Source organism: Thermophilibacter mediterraneus (assembly GCF_900119385.1).
GTDB classification, from domain to species: domain Bacteria; phylum Actinomycetota; class Coriobacteriia; order Coriobacteriales; family Atopobiaceae; genus Thermophilibacter; species Thermophilibacter mediterraneus.
Genome location: NZ_FPKO01000007.1, coordinates 453,101 through 470,685 on the forward strand (window position 1 = coordinate 453,101; position 17,585 = coordinate 470,685).

General features: G+C 69.2%; 15 protein-coding genes. 12 read left to right on the forward strand and 3 right to left on the reverse strand.

Features of this window, described 5'->3' with window-relative positions; all coding sequences use genetic code 11:
* Positions 1–53: 53 nt before the first annotated feature.
* From BQ7106_RS01960 to BQ7106_RS01995, 8 genes are all read left to right on the forward strand, one after another.
* Positions 54–695: a cyclodeaminase/cyclohydrolase family protein gene (locus BQ7106_RS01960; RefSeq protein WP_072370404.1), complete on the forward strand. Its 642-nt coding sequence runs from the start codon at positions 54–56 to the stop codon at positions 693–695.
* Positions 688–1,542 carry a bifunctional 5,10-methylenetetrahydrofolate dehydrogenase/5,10-methenyltetrahydrofolate cyclohydrolase gene (locus BQ7106_RS01965; protein ID WP_072370407.1) on the forward strand — a complete coding sequence of 285 codons (855 nt, stop codon included), beginning with the start codon at positions 688–690 and terminating at the stop codon, positions 1,540–1,542. Before BQ7106_RS01960 ends, BQ7106_RS01965 begins: the two co-directional genes overlap by 8 nt.
* Positions 1,539–2,366, forward strand: a complete 828-nt coding sequence (locus BQ7106_RS01970; protein WP_072370410.1) for a formate/nitrite transporter family protein — start codon at positions 1,539–1,541, stop codon at positions 2,364–2,366. The genes BQ7106_RS01965 and BQ7106_RS01970 overlap by 4 nt, the downstream gene beginning before the upstream one ends.
* A 21-nt stretch (positions 2,367–2,387) precedes the next feature.
* Positions 2,388–2,975, forward strand: coding sequence for a GTP cyclohydrolase I FolE (gene folE / locus BQ7106_RS01975; protein ID WP_205407649.1), 588 nt, complete (start codon positions 2,388–2,390; stop codon positions 2,973–2,975).
* A 99-nt stretch (positions 2,976–3,074) separates the two neighbouring features.
* Complete coding sequence (locus BQ7106_RS01980) at positions 3,075–4,481, forward strand: bifunctional folylpolyglutamate synthase/dihydrofolate synthase (protein WP_072370413.1); 1,407 nt, start codon at positions 3,075–3,077, stop codon at positions 4,479–4,481.
* 71 nt (positions 4,482–4,552) lie between these two features.
* On the forward strand, positions 4,553–4,984 hold the full coding sequence (locus tag BQ7106_RS01985; RefSeq protein WP_072370415.1) for a zinc ribbon domain-containing protein: 432 nt from the start codon (positions 4,553–4,555) through the stop codon (positions 4,982–4,984).
* 463 nt (positions 4,985–5,447) lie between these two features.
* A complete protein-coding gene (gene thrS, locus BQ7106_RS01990; RefSeq protein ID WP_072370418.1) occupies positions 5,448–7,211 on the forward strand; it encodes a threonine--tRNA ligase in 1,764 nt (587 codons plus the stop codon).
* Positions 7,212–7,213: 2 nt separating this feature from the next.
* Positions 7,214–7,576, forward strand: coding sequence for a PLP-dependent transferase (locus BQ7106_RS01995; protein WP_072370421.1), 363 nt, complete (start codon positions 7,214–7,216; stop codon positions 7,574–7,576).
* A 29-nt stretch (positions 7,577–7,605) separates the two neighbouring features.
* On the opposite strand, the gene BQ7106_RS02000 is transcribed toward BQ7106_RS01995, so the two are convergent.
* The 3 genes from BQ7106_RS02000 to pfkB form a co-directional block, all read right to left on the reverse strand.
* Positions 7,606–8,370: a DeoR/GlpR family DNA-binding transcription regulator gene (locus tag BQ7106_RS02000; RefSeq protein WP_205407650.1), complete on the reverse strand. Its 765-nt coding sequence runs from the start codon at positions 8,368–8,370 to the stop codon at positions 7,606–7,608.
* Between the two features lie 156 nt (positions 8,371–8,526).
* Positions 8,527–9,786 (reverse strand): zinc-binding dehydrogenase, encoded by a 1,260-nt coding sequence (locus tag BQ7106_RS02005; RefSeq protein ID WP_072370424.1) that lies wholly within the window; start codon positions 9,784–9,786, stop codon positions 8,527–8,529.
* 68 nt (positions 9,787–9,854) lie between these two features.
* Complete coding sequence (gene pfkB / locus BQ7106_RS02010) at positions 9,855–10,784, reverse strand: 1-phosphofructokinase (protein ID WP_072370428.1); 930 nt, start codon at positions 10,782–10,784, stop codon at positions 9,855–9,857.
* 288 nt (positions 10,785–11,072) lie between these two features.
* Here pfkB and BQ7106_RS02015 point away from each other — a divergent pair, with 288 nt between their 5' ends.
* From BQ7106_RS02015 to BQ7106_RS02030, 4 genes are all read left to right on the forward strand, one after another.
* Positions 11,073–12,938 carry a PTS mannitol transporter subunit IICBA gene (locus BQ7106_RS02015; RefSeq protein WP_072370431.1) on the forward strand — a complete coding sequence of 622 codons (1,866 nt, stop codon included), beginning with the start codon at positions 11,073–11,075 and terminating at the stop codon, positions 12,936–12,938.
* 193 nt (positions 12,939–13,131) lie between these two features.
* Positions 13,132–15,753 (forward strand): bifunctional acetaldehyde-CoA/alcohol dehydrogenase, encoded by a 2,622-nt coding sequence (gene adhE / locus BQ7106_RS02020; protein ID WP_072370434.1) that lies wholly within the window; start codon positions 13,132–13,134, stop codon positions 15,751–15,753.
* A gap of 39 nt (positions 15,754–15,792) precedes the next feature.
* Positions 15,793–16,566, forward strand: a complete 774-nt coding sequence (locus BQ7106_RS02025) for an aminoglycoside phosphotransferase family protein (RefSeq protein WP_072370437.1) — start codon at positions 15,793–15,795, stop codon at positions 16,564–16,566.
* A 136-nt stretch (positions 16,567–16,702) separates the two neighbouring features.
* Positions 16,703–17,389: a hypothetical protein gene (locus BQ7106_RS02030; protein ID WP_129583759.1), complete on the forward strand. Its 687-nt coding sequence runs from the start codon at positions 16,703–16,705 to the stop codon at positions 17,387–17,389.
* The last annotated feature ends 196 nt before the right edge of the window (positions 17,390–17,585 follow it).

Genomic DNA, 17,585 nt, shown 5'->3' on the forward strand with positions numbered 1-17,585 from the left:
CCCGGCGCCCCGCCCGCCTCGCCGCCAGGCGAGCCCTACCACGAGGAGGCCCCTTGGACGACAGTCTTTCCGAGCTGAGCTGCGAGGAGTTCAGCGAGCGGCTCGCGGCGCGCTCGAGCGTCCCGGGCGGCGGCGGCGCCGTCGCCCTCGCCGGCGCGCTCGCCGCGGCGCTGTGCTCGATGGCCGGCTCCTTCACGGCCGGCAAGCCGCGCTACGCGGACGTCGAGGGCGAGGTGCTCGCCCTCATGGACGAGGCGGAGGAGGTCCGCTGCCGGCTGCTCGAGCTCATCGAGGAGGACGCCGCCGGCTTCCTGCCGGTCACGGAGGCCCTCGCCCTGCCCCGCGACGACCCGCGCCGCGCAGACGCCGTCGAGCGCGCGATCGAGGGCGCCTGCATGGCGCCGCTCGCGACGATGGGGGAGTGCTGCCGGGCCATCGCGCTGCTCGAGCGCATGGGGGGCGTCTGCGCCCCGGCGCTCGCCTCCGACGTCGCCACGGGGGCGTACCTCGCCCGGGCCGCCCTCGAGGGCGCGAGCGTCAACGTGTACGTCAACGCCACCATGCTCAGGGACCGCGCCCTCGCCTCGAGGATCGAGGCGAGCTGCGACGAGCTGCTCGAGGGGTTCTCCCCCCGCGCGCGTGCGCTCGCGGACGCCGTGACGGCGCGGATCCGCGGGAGGGGGCAGCGTGGCTGAGCTCATGCGGGGCGCCCCCGTCGCCCGCGCCGTGACCGAGCGGCTCGCGGCGCGCGTCGAGCGGCTCTCGCGCGCGGGCGTCGAGCCCGCGCTCGCGGTCGTGCGCGTGGGGCAGCGCGAGGACGACCTCTCCTACGAGCGCGCGGCGCTCAGGCGCTGCGAGGCGACGGGCGTCTCCGCGCTCGTCCGCGCGCTCCCGGAGACCTGCTCGCAGCGCGAGCTCGAGGCCCTTCTCCGCGACCTGAGCGCCGACGCGTCGGTCCACGGGGTGCTGCTCCTGCGGCCGCTCCCCGGGCACCTCGACGAGTCCGCCGCCGCGCGCGCCCTCGACCCCGCGAAGGACGTCGACGCGCTCACCGACGCCTCGCTGCTGCGCACGCTCTCGGGGCGGGGGGCCGGCTTCGCGCCGTGCACCGCCGAGGCGGTCCTCGCCCTGCTCGACCACTACGGGTGCGAGCTCGACGGCGCCGAGGTCACGGTGGTCGGGCGCTCGCTGGTCATCGGGCGGCCCGTCGCGGCGCTGCTCACGGAGAGAAACGCCACGGTCACGACCTGCCACAGCCGCACCGCCGACCTTGCCGCGTGCTGCAGGCGCGCCGACGTTGTCGTCGCCGCGCTCGGCCGCGCCCGCGCCATCGGCGCCGACTTCGTCCGCCCCGGGCAGACGGTCGTGGACGTGGGCATCAACTGGGACGAGGCCGCCGGCCGGCTCGTCGGCGACGTCGACTTCGACGCCGTCGAGCCCGTGGTGGGCTCCATCACGCCGGTTCCCGGCGGGGTGGGTGCCGTCACCACCGCCATGCTGGTCAGACATGTCGTCGAGTCTGCTGAGAGGACCCGTCAATGAAGGTGACAGAGAAGCCGTCCTCCTCCTACAGCGGGGCCATGACCCCCGCCTCCATGGAGCGAAAGAACGAGCGCGTGGCCGAGACCAAGGCGTCGACCGATGTCGCGAGCTCGCTTGCGCTCTCGGTCATGGCCGGCGCGTTCATCTCGCTGGGCGCCACGTTCATGCTCGTCGTCAAGTCCGACGCGACCCTGGGCTTCGCCGCCACGCAGCTGCTCGGCGGGTTCTCGTTCACGCTCGGGCTCTTCCTGATCCTCGCCGCCGGGGCGGAGCTGTTCACCGGCAACTGCCTCATGGTCATGGGCCCGCTCGCGGGCCGGTTCTCGTGGGGGAGGCTCCTCTCGAGCTGGGCCCTCGTCCTCGCGGGCAACCTCGTCGGCGCCGTGCTCGCCGCGGCGCTGCTCGCGGCCGCCGGCGTCGCCTCGGCCAACGGCGGGGCGCTCGGCGAGGCGGCCGTCGCCGTGGCCGAGGGCAAGGTCGCGCTCGGCTGGGGCGTCACCTTCGCGCGCGGCGTGCTCTGCAACCTGCTCGTGTGCCTCGCGGTCTGGATCGGCCACGCCGCGACGTCGGTCACCGACAAGTTCTTCTCGGCGCTCCTCCCGGTGATGGCGTTCATGGCCTGCGGGTTCGAGCACTGCGTGGCCAACATGTTCTTCCTGCCCTACGCCCTCATGCTCCAGGCGCTCGGCGCGCCGGGCGGCGTGGACCTCGCGGGGGCGGCCTCCAACCTGAGCGCGGCGACGCTCGGAAACCTCGTGGGCGGCGCGCTGCTCGTGGGGGTATCCTACTGGTTCGTGTACGGTCGCGACCGCGCGCGGGGATAGCGCGCGACGGGAGGCACGCCAGTGGAGACGAACGCTCAGGGGTACGGGCCCATCGACAAGCCGCGCGTCGAGGCGGCGGTGCGGGAGCTTTTGCTCGCGATTGGGGAGGACCCCGACCGCGAGGGGCTCCTGGGGACGCCGGACCGCGTCGCGCGCGCCTGCGAGGAGATCCTCGGCGGCATGCAGGAGGACCCGGGCGCCCACCTGCGCCGGCAGTTCCACGAGCCGGGCAACCAGGAGATGGTGATCGTCAAGGACATACCGTTCTCCTCGCTGTGCGAGCACCACATCCTGCCCTTCACCGGGCGCGCCCACGTCTGCTACATCCCGCGTGACGGCCGGATCACCGGGCTCTCGAAGATCGCCCGGTGCGTGAGCGGCTACGCTCGCAGGCTCCAGGTCCAGGAGCGCCTCACCGGGCAGGTCGCCGACGCCATGGTGCGCGAGCTCGACCCGCTCGGCGTGATCGTGGTGATGGAGGCCGAGCACACGTGCATGACCATGCGCGGGGTGCGCGCCGCCGGCGCGCTGACCACCACCTCGGCGGTCCGCGGCTGCATGAGAGACCTCAAGACCCGTCAGGAGGCCCTGAGGCTGCTGGGGCTGTGAGGCGCTGCCACGAGGCGACGGCCTGCGCTCGCCGCGCGGCGGGACGATGCCGCCGTGCGCCCGACCGCCGCGGGCGCGTCCCGACGATTGGAGAAGAACATGTACCACGTGCCGTTTGAGGTTCCCGAGATCGGCTACGAGGAGGCGCTCGGCATCGTGCGCGGGGCGCTGCGCTTTGGCATCTGCCCCATGCTCGAGACCGTCGAGGACATGCTCGCCGAGCTCGGCGACCCCGACCTCGCCTTCGAGTGCGTCCAGGTCGCCGGCACCAACGGCAAGACGTCGACCTCGCGCTACACCGCGGCGATCCTCTCGGGCGAGGGCCTTCGCACGGCGCTCTACACCTCCCCCGAGCTCGTGAGCTACACGGAGCGCATGGAGGTCGACGGCGCCCCGGTCTCGGAGGAGGCCTTCGCCCACGGCGTGAGCGCCGCGCACGTGGCCGGCGAGCGGGTGAACGCGCGCCGCCGCGCCGCCGGCGAGCGCCCGTACGACATCACGGAGTTCGACACGCTGACCGTCGCGGCCATGGTCGCGTTCGCCGAGGCGGGCGTGGACGTGGCGGTCCTCGAGTGCGGCATGGGCGGCCGGTGGGACGCGACCTCGGCGGCGAAGTCCGTGCGCACCGTCGCGGTGACGGGCATCGGGCTCGACCACATGCGCGTGCTCGGGGACACGCTCGAGGAGATCGCGGGCGAGAAGGCCGCGATCATCCGCTCCGGCAGGCGCTGCGTGCTCGGCGCGGGCACCGCCACGCCCGACTCGGTCGAGGACGTCTTCCTCGCCCGCGCGCGCGAGCAGGGGGTCGTCCCGGTGCTCCTTCGGCCCGAGCACGCCTGCGACGCGGCGGGGGAGATGCACCCCGGGACCCCGCGCGCCCACGCGGGCCTGCCGGGCGCGAGCTACGTCATCACGCGGCGCCCGCATCGGATCGGCGGGCCCCTCGAGCTCGACGTGACGACGCCGCGCGCGACCTACGCGGAGCTCGCGGCGCTCAAGCCCGCCTACCAAGCCGCGAATATCGCCTGCGCGGTCGCCCTCGCCGAGGAGCACCTCGGCCGCACGCTCGACCCCGAGGCCCTCTTCACCTCCGTGGTGCGCTGCCCGACCCCGGGGCGCTTCCAGCTCCTGCGGCCCGAGCCCCCCGTGCTCATCGACGCCTGTCACAACCCGCAGTCGGTGGAGACCTTCCTCACGGCCGTCGACGACGTCGCACCCGAGCGCGACGGGCGTCCGACCCTGCTCGCCGCGGTTCTCGCCGACAAGGACGTGGACGGCATCGTGGGGCTTCTCGCCGGCGCGTTCCCGCGCGTCGCGGTCACGCAGACCTCGAGCCCGCGCGCGCTCCCCGCGGAGGAGCTTGCGGACCTCTTCCGCGTTGCGGGCGCGGAGGTGGTGGGGACCTACCCGTCGGTGGGGGCCGCCGCGTCGGCATTGTGTGGAGAATCGTACGTTGCGTGCGGCTCCATCACCCTCGCGGGGGAGCTTGCGGCCCACTTCGCCTAGCTTTTGCTACAATTCCGCTGTCTGTGACGTCGCGGGCGGCGCGCCGCCGCGCAAAGTAAGGAGTCTCCGAGATGCCCGAACTGCTTGACCAGCTCATCACCCCCGAGGTCCGCATGGTCCTCTATCTCATGGTCGTGTGCGTCGTCATGCTCTACATCCTCTCCATCGTCTACGTGATTCGCGACGCGCAGCGCCGTGGCGCGGAGCCCTGGTGGATGTGGGCCATCATCTCGGTGATTCCCGTGGTGGGCCTGCTCGCCTACGTCATCCTGCGCCCGAGCTCCTACCTCATCGACCGCGAGGAGCAGGACCTCGACATCGCCCTGCGCGAGCACCAGCTCAGCCACTACGGCATCTGCCCCAAGTGCGGCGCCCCCATCGACCGCGACTTCGTGGTCTGCCCGATCTGCAACACCCAGGTGCGCAACGTCTGCCCCACCTGCCACCGCCCGCTCAACGCGGACTGGAAGGTGTGCCCGTACTGCCGCACCCGCATTCAGTAGCGCATCCGGACGCGCGACCTCGGGCCCTCGCCTCGGCGGGGGCCCTTTTCAGTTTGCGACGCGCCGGGCGCCCCGCCCGCGTGCTGGTTCCGGTCGGAATGGGGGTGCGGACCGTCCGCAACCCGCACGTACTTCTCGCTCGTGCTGGTTCCGGTCGGAATCGGGCCCAGGACCGTCCGCAACCCGCACGTCCACCGCGCCCGCGCCCCGTGCCCGCGTGCTGCGAATCTGTTTCCTCGCGCATACTCCGCGCCCAGATGTGGTAAACCTATGGGGTGCAAGCGAGACGAAAGGCTAAGATGCGCCGCTTCAACGCACATAGCGCCCGAACTCAGACTATCTAGGCGTCTGTCCCTTCCCATGGCCGGCGTGCCACGGACAGGCGCCGCATATCGCTCGAAGCCACCCGTGGCGTTCGGGCGTTTTTCTTGTCTGAGCAGACCCCCTTCGCAAAGGAGCAACCATGAAGGTCCTCTACAACGACGGCCACATCGACGAGTGCCCCGCCGACGAGGTCACCCACGTCGTCCGCCACAGCGCCGCCCACATCATGGCGCAGGCCGTAAAGCGCCTCTACCCCGAGGCCGACTTCGCCTACGGACCCGCCACCGACAACGGCTTCTACTACGACATCGACCTGCCGGAGGGTCAGAAGATCTCCGAGGAGGACTTCCCCGCGATCGAGGCCGAGATGAAGAAGATCGTGAAGGAGAACCTCAAGTTCACGACCTTCGAGCTGCCCCGTCCCGAGGCCATCGCCCTCATGGAGGAGCGCGGCGAGAAGTACAAGGTCGAGCACATCGGCGACCTCCCCGAGGACGCCCGCATCACGTTCTACCAGCAGGGCGAGTACGTCGACATGTGCGTGGGCCCGCACCTCACCTACACCAAGGCCCTCAAGGCCTTCAAGCTCACGGGCGTCTCGGGCGCCTACTGGAAGGGCGACAAGAACAACAAGATGCTCACCCGCGTCAACGGCACCGCCTTCGCCACCAAGGAGGAGCTCGACGAGCACCTGCGCCTGCTCGAGGAGGCAAAGAAGCGCGACCACCGCAGGATCGGCCGCGAGATGGGCATCTTCATGATGCGCGACGAGGCCCCGGGCTTCCCGTTCTTCCTGCCCAACGGCATGACGCTCAAGAACGAGCTGCTCAGCTACTGGCGCGAGATCCACCGCGCCGCCGGCTACGTCGAGATCTCCACGCCCATGATCATGAGCAAGGAGCTCTGGAAGACCTCCGGCCACTGGGACCACTACAAGGACAACATGTACTCCACGATCATCGACGACGAGGAGTACTGCGTGAAGCCCATGAACTGCCCGGGCGGCGTGCTCGTGTACAAGGCGCAGCCCCACAGCTACCGCGAGCTGCCCATCCGCGCGGGCGAGATCGGCCTGGTGCACCGCCACGAGATGCGCGGCGCCCTCCATGGCCTGTTCCGCGTGCGCTGCTTCAACCAGGACGACGCCCACCTCTTCGTGCGTCCGGACCAGCTCACCGACGAGATCGTGGGCGTGGTGAACCTGATCGACTCCGTGTACCAGAAGTTCGGCTTCACCTATCACCTCGAGCTCTCCACGCGCCCCGAGGACTCCATGGGCTCCGACGAGGACTGGGAGCGCGCCGAGGCGGCGCTTCGCCTCGCGCTCGAGAAGCTCGGCAAGGACTACGTGGTCAACGAGGGCGACGGCGCCTTCTACGGGCCCAAGATCGACTTCCACCTGGAGGACTCGCTCGGGCGCACCTGGCAGTGCGGCACCGTTCAGCTCGACTTCCAGATGCCGCTCAACTTCGACCTCGAGTACACGGACGCCGACGGCTCCAAGCAGCGCCCGATCATGCTGCACCGCGTGTGCTTCGGCTCGATCGAGCGCTTCATCGGCATCCTGATCGAGCACTTCGCCGGCAAGTTCCCCACTTGGCTCGCCCCGTGCCAGGTCAAGGTGCTCCCGGTCTCCGAGAAGAGCCGCGACTACGCGCGCGAGGTCACGAGGCGGCTCGAGGCCGCCGGCATCCGCGCCGTCCTCGACGAGCGCGACGAGAAGATCGGCTACAAGATCCGCGAGGCGCGCTCCGTCGACCGCCCGCCCTACATGCTCATCCTGGGCGAGCAGGAGGTCGAGGCCGGCACCATCTCCGTGCGCGACCGCTCCAACGAGACGCACGTTGCCAACCTCGAGGACTTCATCACCGACGTCTGCGCCGAGATCGCGGCGCGTCGCTAGCGGTGGGCGAGAAGAGCCTGGACATCCGGAGGGCGTCTGCGGCAGAGGCCGCGGGCGCCCTCTCCCTTGACGCGCTCGCGGGGATGGGGGCGGAGGTTGGCGCCGAGCGCTGGCGGGTCGTCTCCGACGCCGCACAGGTTGTCGCGAACTACCTCGCCTGCCACCCGCGCGTGGAGGCGGTGCGCTACCCGGGGCTCAGGTCCGACCCCGACTTCGAGCGCGCCGCAGGCAGGCTCGTCGGCGGCTTCGGCCCGCGCGTGGCGATTCGACTGTCGGGCGCGCCGGCGGGGGAGTGGCTCGTCTGGGAGGCTGACGCGCGCGACGCGCGAGATCAGGTCATGGGCCTCGAGGAGTTTCTCGAGTAGGGGACGCCCCCTCCGGAGCGCCCTCGGCCCTACAGGACCGTGACGTCGGCCTCCTCGCACCTCTTGAGGAAGTGCTCGGAGAGGCCCCCCTCGGAGATGACCGCGTCCACGTCCTCGAGGCCGCAGATGCGAAACGTGCTGCGCAGCCCCGTCTTGGACGAGTCCATGAGCACCACGGTCTTCTCGGCCCGGGCGATGAGCGCGCGCTTGAGGGCGGCCTCGTCATCTGAGCCGCAGGCGAAGCCCGTGGCGCTCTGGTAGGACGTCACCCCGAGGAACAGCAGGTCGAAGCTGAGGTCGTGGACGTCCTCGACGGTCTTGGAGCCGTTGAGGCTCATCGAGTAGCGGTTGAGGTTCCCGCCCACCATGATGCAGCGGGCGCGCTCGAGCCGAGCGAGCTCGGCCGCGCAGGTGAGGCTGTTGGTGAAGACGATGAGCCTGTCGTCGGGCATCTCGCGGGCGAGCGCGGTGGTGGTGGAGCCTGAGTCCAGGAAGATCGTGGTGTCGGGGCGCACGAGTGAGAGCGCCTTGCGCGCGATGGCCGCCTTGGCCTCCACGTTCCTCGTGCTTCGGTTGAGCAGGAGGTCGTCGGTCCCCACGACGAACTCGACCGAGCGGGCGCCGCCGTGGGTGCGCACGATGCGCCGCGCCTCGTCGAGGGCCTTGAGGTCGGTGCGCAGCGTCATCTCCGAGACGTCGGGGAACGCCTTCTTGATCTGTCCGAACGTCACGCTCCCCTCTGCCGTCACGAACTGGACGATCCCCTCGCGCCGCTCCTGCATGTTGCCTGGCATGTCGCTCCTCCCTCTCGCTTCCTCGCATGATACCAATCCACGGGCAGAGAAGGGCGCGGGCGCCCCGCCGCCGCGGGGCGCCCGCTGAACTTGACACTTTCCCCTGGCACCGGTGTCAGGTATCGGTGTCAAACCTGACGCCAGCGTCAGGCGAGGCTATGCCCAGTGCTCGAGGAGGTAGCGCTCCGCGGCGGGGCACCACAGGCCGCGGTTCGCCTCCACGATGTCGGCCAGGCCGGCGAACCGCTCGTCCTCGGCGGCCTTGGCGCGCAGGTCCTCGAGCGCGGTGAGCGGCATGCGCACGTGCGTGTAGATGAGCTTCTTGCCGCCCGGGATCTTGGGCAGGTTGAGCGTGGTCTCGGCAGCGGCGTCGAGCCCGCCCACGTGCGTCACCATGACGGAGGGGTCGACGCGGCCGGCGGCGGTGAGCTCGAGGGACTCCACCATGTCGTCGGTGTTGCCGCCCGTGGTGCCCATCACGTGGTGACTCCCGTAGTGGACCTCGTAGAAGTTCATCTCGGCGGAGAAGTTCTTGTCGGTGGGGCCGGCGAAGAAGTTGAGGCACCCGTCGCGCCCGAGGATCGCGTCGGAGAGGGTCACCACGGGGGCGACCGGCGCGTAGCAGAGCACGTCGTCGAAGCCGGTGCCGCCGGACACCTCGCGCAGCCCCGCCACGGGGTCGTCGAGCGTTCCGTTGTTGACGAAGACGAGGTCGATGCCCGTCTCGGCCTTGACCTCCTCGGGCGGGAAGAGCTCGGCGGCGCGGTCGAGGCGGTCCTGGTTGATGTCGGCCACCATCACGAGGCTCGGCCTGCGGTCGCAGTGCAGCGCGTAGGTGAGCGCCCCGAGCCCCATGGGGCCCGCGCCCGCCACGATGGCGAGCTTGCCGCCCTCGCGGATGCCCATCTCGTGGGTGTAGACGCCCATCTGGGTGTGGTAGGCGGCGTGGAAGGCCCCGATCGAGCAGCTCATGGGCTCGGCGAGGGACGCCTGGTAGTACGCCTCACCGGTGTACTCGAGCAGGCAGTCGCACTCCATGACCTCGGCGGGCAGGATGCAGTAGGTGGCGTCCCCGCCGCAGAACTCGTAGGAGTAGCCGGGGCTCCACATGGTGCCCTTGTAGTTGAGTGCGGGCTGGATGGTGAACTTCATGCCGGGCTTGAACCGGTCGGACCACTTGGCGCCGACCTCGACGATGTCTCCGGCGAACTCGTGCCCCATGATCGCGGGGTGCTCGGCGACGTCCTCGTGGACGCGCTTGTGCTCGACGCCGAGCGAGGCGCACTTGTAGGTGGACATGCAGATGCTGTCGGAGACGACCCTCACGAGGACCTCGTCGTCCTTGATCGCGGGGAGCTCGAACTCCTCGAGCCTGAGGTCGTTCGCTGCGTGCAGACGTACCGCCTGTGCCTTCATGGTGATTCCTCTCTTGTGGGTGTTCTTCCGTTCCCTCGCCCGCGGCGCTCGGCCGCGGGCGGCCGTGCCTAGAGCTCCTCGATGACGACCCGGTCCACGAGCGCGTCGACCTGCGAGCGCTCGGCCGCCTGGGTGCCGGACTGCATGACGTTTGCCGCCCCCGTGGCCATGGCGAGGCGCATGGTCTGCTCGAGGGACATGCCGCGCTCCTCCGCGTAGGCGAGCGCCGCGACGACCGAGTCCCCCGCGCCGACCGTCGACCCGACAGGGACCCTGGGCGAGCGGGCGAGCAGCGCGCGCTCGCCGTCCACGACCACCGCCCCCGCGCCGCCCATGGAGACGACCACGCGCCTCACGCCGCCCTCGACGAGTTCCCGCGCCCGCCGGGCGACGTCGGCGGTGTCGCCGAGCCGCTCGCCGCAGAGCCGGGAGAGCTCGGCGTCGTTGGGCTTCACAAGGTAGGGGTGCGCGTCGAGGCCGCGCACGAGCGCGTCGCCGTCCGCGTCGAGGAAGACCTTCGCGCCGGCGTCGGAGCACGCCCGCGCCCACGCGGCGTAGGTCGCCACCGGGGCGCCCTTGGGGAGGCTTCCCGAGAGCACGACGATGTCGCCGGGGGAGAGCTCGGCCACGAGCGCCGAGCGCATGTCGTCGAGCTGCGCGACGGAGGCGACGGGGCCGGGCTCGTTGATGTCGGTGTGGGTGTCGAGCCTGGGGTCGACGACCTTGAGGTTGGTGCGCGTCTCGCCGTGCGCCTCGAAGGCCCACACGTCGATCCCCTCGGCAGCGAGCATGCGCTCGATCCTGCCGCCGACCGAGCCTCCGAGAAGGGCGACGGCGCGGCTCGTCCCCCCGAGCTTGGCGATGACCTTCGTGACGTTGATGCCCTTGCCGCCCGGGTCCTCGCGCAGCTCGCCGATGCGGTTGACCTCGTCCACGACGAACCCGTCGACCGTCGCCGTCTTGTCGAGCGCCGGGTTGAGCGTGACGGTGTAGATCATGTCCTCTCCTTCCCTCTGTTGCTGCGATGGCGAATACTGTCGAAACAAAAGTCGAGTGCTATCATAGCAACAACAATGTGACTGTCAATCCAACAGTCAAATTTGCGAGAAGAAGACCGTTTATCCCGGAATATCGACCATTTACCCGGTTCTTCTCGCTTGAGAGTCACTTATCAAAACAAAAGTCTAGAATCGGAGTCGTTGAAACAAAAGTCATTGGGTCGCCTGCGCGCCCACTCTGTTCAACGCGTCGGCCCGTTGCGACGGGCCTCAAGGAAGGAGGGACCCATGTCTGTCAGAGACGGTCTCTCTCGCTTCGGGAAGTTCCTGAGCGGCATGGTCATGCCCAACATCGGTGCGTTCATCGCCTGGGGCTTCCTCACCGCCCTCTTCATCGAGACGGGCTGGCTGCCCAACGCGCAGTTCGCGAGCATCGCCACCCCGATGCTCAGCTACCTCATCCCCGTGCTCATCGCCGCCCAGGGCGGCTACCTCACCGGCGGCGACCGCGGTCGCATCACGGGCGCCATCGCCGTCATCGGCTGCATCGCGGGCGCTCCGGACACCACGATGCTCATGGGCGCCATGGTCATGGGCCCCTTTGCCGGCTGGGTCATCAAGATGTTCGACAAGTTCATGGAGACCCGAACGCCCGCGGGCTTCGAGATGCTCATCGACAACTTCTCCGTGGGCATCCTCGGCATGGTGCTCGCCATGCTCGGCTACGTGGCGATCGGCCCGATCATGACGACCATCCTGGCCGTGCTCATGGGCGGCGTGCAGATCCTCATGCAGTACAGCCTCATGCCGCTGCTCGCGATCTTCATCGAGCCCGCCAAGGTGCTCTTCCTCAACAACGCCATCAACCACGGCATCTTCACGCCCATCGGCATCGCGCAGGCCGAGGCCACCGGGCGCTCCATCATGTACATGCTCGAGGCGAACCCCGGTCCCGGCCTCGGCGTCCTTCTCGCGTACTGCTTCTTCTGCAAGGACGCCAAGACCCGCCAGTCCGCCCCCGGTGCCGTGATCATCCACTTCTTCGGCGGCATCCACGAGATCTACTTCCCCTACGTGCTCATGAACCCCAAGGTCATCATCGCCCCCATCGTGGGCAACATGTGCGCCATCGCGTGGTTCAGCTTCACCGGCGCGGGCCTCACCTCCGCCGCCTCCCCGGGGTCGATCATCGCGTTTCTCTCGATGACGCCCTCCGACCTCATGCTCACCAACATCATCGGCGTCGCGATCGCCGCGGGCGTCTCGTTTGCCATCGCGGTCCCGCTCGTGCGCTCCATGGCCGTGGCCGACATCGACTCCGCGAGCCAGCAGATGCGCGAGATGAAGGGCACGGCGGAGGCCGCGGTGATCTCCGACACCCAGGGCGGCACGATCGTCTTCGCCTGCGACGCGGGCATGGGCTCCTCCGCGATGGGCGCCACGCGCTTCCGCAACCGCATCAAGGCCGAGCGCCCCGACCTCACCGTCGAGCACTCGAGCGTCGACACCGTCCCCGCCGACGCCGACATCGTGGTCTGCCAGCGCGTGCTCTCCGAGCGCGCCCGCAAGAGCGCCCCGCAGGCCCAGATCGTGACCATCGACAACTTCCTCGACGACCCCGCCCTTGACTCGCTCTACAAGTCGCTCACGCAGCTCAGCCATGCCGCCGAGCTCATGGAGACCACGCCGGCGAGCGCGACGGAGCCCGTCGAGCAGGACCGCCCGAGCCTCAAGATCACGGCCGCCGACGTGCGGCTCGGCCTCGCGCCGGTCGACCGCCAGCGCTGCATCCGAGACTCGGGGGCGTTCCTGGTGGAGCGCGGGTGCGTCGAGCAGCCCTACGTCGACGCCATGGTCGAGCGCGACCGTCTCACGAGCGTCTACATCGGCATGGGCATCGCCATCCCCCACGGCACCAACGAGGCCAAGGACAGCGTCGAGAGGACCGGCGTGGTGCTGCAGCAGTACCCCGAGGGCGTCGAGTTCGACGGCGAGCGCGCGCAGCTGGTCTTCGGCATCGCCGGCAAGGGCGAGGAGCACCTCGAGGTGCTCGCCAACATCTGCCGGATCCTCGAGGACGAGGCGGTCCTCGAGAAGATGAAGACGACCGGCGACGTGGACTGGGTCGTCGACGTACTCTCGGGGCGCGCGTAGCGGGCCGTGCGCTGCCGGGCGGGCGCGAGGGCCCGCCCCGCGCGCGGAGCCGGGGGTCCGCGAGGCCTGCGTCAAAGTGATGCTATACTTCTGTGGATTCACGAGTGTGGCCGAACCAACGAGCGCTTTACCTGTCCTTTAACGACCGCGTCGGCGATGCGTCTCCGCGCGGTCCGAGAAATAGGAGGAACGCATGGCAGACAACGTTACGACCACGATTGACAGCGTCGAGGCGCTGCAAGCTCGCATCAAGGAGATGCGCGCCGCGCAGGCCGAGTTCGCGAAATTCACCCAGGAGCAGGTGGACAAGATCTTCTACGAGGCCGCCATGGCCGCCAACAAGGCCCGCATCCCCCTCGCCAAGATGGCCGTCGAGGAGACCGGCTACGGCATCATGGAGGACAAGGTCATCAAGAACCACTACGCCTCCGAGTACATCTATAACAAGTACAAGGACATGAAGACCTGCGACGTCATCTCCGACGACAAGGCCTTCGGCTACAAGCAGATCGCGGAGCCCCTCGGCCTGGTGGCCGCCGTCATCCCGACGACCAACCCCACCTCCACGGCCATCTTCAAGTGCCTCATCTGCCTCAAGACCCGCAACGCCATCCTGATCTCCCCGCACCCGCGCGCCAAGGCCTGCACCGCCGAGGCCGCCCGCATCGTGCGCGACGCCGCCGTCAAGGCCGGCGCCCCCGAGGGCATCATCGACTGGATCGACGTCCCGTCCCTCGACATGACCGCCGAGCTCATGCGCTCCGCCGACATCATCCTCGCCACGGGCGGCCCGGGCATGGTCAACGCCGCCTACTCCTCCGGCAAGCCGGCCCTGGGCGTCGGCCCGGGCAACAACCCGGCCATCATCGACGACACCGCCGACGTCGAGCTCTCCGTGAACTCGATCATCCACTCCAAGACCTTCGACAACGGCATGATCTGCGCCACCGAGCAGAACGTGATCGTCCTCGACGGCATCTACGACAAGGTCAAGGCCGAGTTCCAGAAGCGCGGCTGCTACTTCCTCCAGGGCGACGAGATCGCCAAGGTCGGCAACACCGTCATCGTCAACGGCGGCGTCAACGCCAAGATGGTCGGCCAGCCCGCCCCCAAGATCGCCGAGGTCGCGGGCGTCAGCGTGCCGCCCAGCACCAAGGTCCTCATCGGCGAGGTCGAGTCCGTCGAGCCCTCCGAGCCCTGGGCTCACGAGAAGCTCACGACCATCCTCGGCATGTACCGCGCCTCCGACTGGGAGGACGCCCTCTCCAAGGCCGAGCGCCTCATCGCCGACGGCGGCTACGGCCACACGAGCTCGCTGTTCATCGACACGCGCGAGACCGAGAAGATGGCGGAGCACGCCAAGCGCATGAAGACCTGCCGCATCCTCATCAACACCCCGGCCGCCCAGGGCGGCATCGGCGACATCTACAACTTCAAGATGGCGCCGTCGCTCACCCTCGGCTGCGGCTCCTGGGGCGGCAACTCCGTCTCCGGCAACGTCGGCCCCCAGCACCTGCTCAACATCAAGTCCGTCGCAGAGAGGCGTGAGAACATGCTGTGGTTCCGAGTCCCCGAGAAGGTCTTCTTCAAGAAGGGCTGCATGCCCGTGGCCCTGCGCGAGCTCTCCGAGGTCTACGGCAAGAAGCGCGCCTTCATCGTCACCGACTCCTTCCTCTACAAGAGCGGCTTCACCAAGAAGATCGAGGAGTCCCTCGACGAGCAGGGCATCGTCTACTCCAGCTTCTGGTCCATCTCGCCCGACCCCAAGCTCCAGGACTGCGAGCGCGGCCTCGAGCAGGTCAAGGCGTTCGAGCCTGACTGCATCATCGCCATCGGCGGCGGCTCCGCCATGGACGCCGGCAAGATCATGTGGATGATGTACGAGCACCCCGAGGCCAAGTTCGAGGACATGGCCATGGACTTCATGGACATCCGCAAGCGCGTCTACACCTTCCCCGAGATGGGTCAGAAGGCGTTCTTCGTCGCCATCCCGACGTCCTCCGGCACCGGCTCCGAGGTCACGCCCTTCTCGATCATCACCGACGCCACCACGGGCACCAAGTGGCCGATCGCCGACTACCAGCTCCTGCCCAACATGGCCATCGTCGACACCGACAACATGATGACCCAGCCCAAGGGCCTGACCGCCGCCTCCGGCGTCGACGTGCTCACCCACGCCCTCGAGGCCTACGTCTCCATCATGGCGTCCGACTACACCGACGGCATCGCGCTGCGCGCCATGAAGCTCGTGCTCAACTACCTCGAGCGCGCCTATGACGACGGCACCGACGTCGAGGCCCGCGACCACATGGCCAACGCCTCCTGCCTCGCCGGCATGGCCTTCGCCAACGCCTTCCTCGGCGTCAACCACTCGATGGCCCACAAGCTCGGCGCCTACCACCACATCGCCCACGGCCTGGCCAACGCCGTCATCCTCACCCGCGTCATGCGCTACAACGCCGCCGAGCGCCCGGTGAAGATGGGCACCTTCCCGCAGTACGACCACCCGAAGACCCTCGCCCGCTACGCCGAGGCCGGCCGCTTCTGCGGCATCCAGGGCAAGGACGACCGCGAGGTCTTCGAGAACTTCATCGCCCGCATCGAGGAGCTCAAGGCCCACGTGGGCGTGCCCGAGACGATCGCCGGCTTCGGCGTCACCGAGAAGGACTTCCTCGCCACGCTCGACGAGATGTCCGAGAACGCCTTCAACGACCAGTGCACCGGCGCCAACCCGCGCTACCCGCTCGTGTCCGAGATCAAGGAGCTCTACCTCGACGCCTTCTACGGCCGCGAGCCCAGCTCCTACGAGGACTAGTCCCAGTCGGTTCTTCTCGTTGCCCAGAAGGAGGCAGCAATGGAACTTTCTGACAGCAAGCAGGCCATCGTCGAGCGCCACAACAAGACCGTCTACGTCGATGGCGACCGCATCGTCAAGGTCTTCAAGGCGACCAAGCCGGCGTCCGACGTCTTCAACGAGGCGCTGAACATCGCCCGCGTCGTCGAGGCCGGCGTCCGCGTGCCCAAGATCATCGAGGTCTCCCAGGTCGCCGACGGCTCCTGGGCCCTCTCGACCGAGTACATCGAGGGCGTCACCATGCGCTCGCTCATGGACGCGGCCGAGGGCACCGACGAGTACGCCAAGCTCCTCGAGCAGTTCGTCGACTTCCAGATCGAGATCCAGGGCACGCCCGCCCCGGAGCTCCTGAAGGACCAGAAGACCAAGATCGCCGGCATGGTCGGCAAGGTCAAGGAGCTCGACCCGTCCGTGCGCTACGACCTCCAGATGCGCGCCGACCGCATGGGTCAGGGCCGCGCCATCTGCCACTGCGACTTCAACCCCTCCAACGTGATCGTCACCGAGGACGGCACGCTCTACGCCTGCGACTGGACCCACGTCACCCGTGGCCTGCCCGAGGCCGACGCCGCGATGACCTACATCCTCTTCAAGATGTATCACACGGCCCACGCCGAGGAGTACCTCGACCTCTTCTCCAAGAAGGCCGACGTCGCCAAGCAGAAGATTCACTACTGGGTGCCCGTCATGGCCGCCGCTGAGCTCTCCCGCGGCCGCAAGGACAAGGAGGAGTTCCTCCGCAGCCAGGTCGACGCCGCGCTCGACATCGACTAGCGTCGTCGCCCCTGGGCGCAAGCTCTGAACGCACGGGCCCGTCAGCCTCGGCTGGCGGGCCCGTCTCGTTGCGGGGCCCTCCCGACCGCGTCCCGGCCGTGGCCTCGCGCGCGCTCCCGCCCAAGATGGGCTAAGCTTGGGTGACGTCAACAGGGAGGAGCTCATGGTGAGGGTCGCTCGTCGAATGGTCGCGGGAGCGGCGGTCGCCGTCGTGGCGGTCGCGGTCCTGTGCGTGGCCGCGGCGCTCGGCGCCTTCCGGTCCGACGCGGACCGGGCCCGGGACGCCGTGTCGTCGCTCCTCGAGACCTATGTGGTGCCCGTGCCCGACGAGGAGGGGGACGAGCCCGAGGACTCCCCGTGGCCGGCGGCCGACTACGGCGACGCCGCGACGATCGAGGCGCTCGAGCGCTTTGGCGTGAGCGCCGACGAGTGGCACCGCCACTGCTTCGCGCACTTCTCGTTCGAGGTGGGGGAGGCGACCGCGGAGGGGGACGCGGCGACGGTCAGCGTGAGCGTCACCAACGCGAGCCTCTCGTCCGCGCTCGACGCGGCAGCCGCCGACTTCGGGGCATGGGAGCCGACGCCGGAGGCGCAGGAAGCCTACGCGCAGGGAGGACGCGCCGTGCTCTTCGACTACCTCGTCGAGCGCGTCTACGCGCACCTCGACGCCGGGGAGGGCATGGTCACCACGTCGGTTGACGTCCCGTGCGCGCGGGGGGAGGACGGGACCTGGTCGCCTCAGGTCGCTGGCAGCGAGGGGTTCTTCTCGGCCCTGTACGGCGGGTCGAACGTCGTGGCCGGGCTCGCGGCGACGGGGGAGTAGCGGGGTCGCTGGCGGAGGCACGCGGGCGCGTCCGACGCTCCGGTGTCCCGTTTGGACGCCCCTCGGGCGCGGTCCATGTCAGGCAACCGGGACGATTGGGTATCTGGTCGACTCTGCGCACCCCAATGGTCCGGATTTGTCGGGAAACCCCAACGAGTGGGTGTCGCTCGGCAGGCCGGGCTTCCCGGCGCCTTGA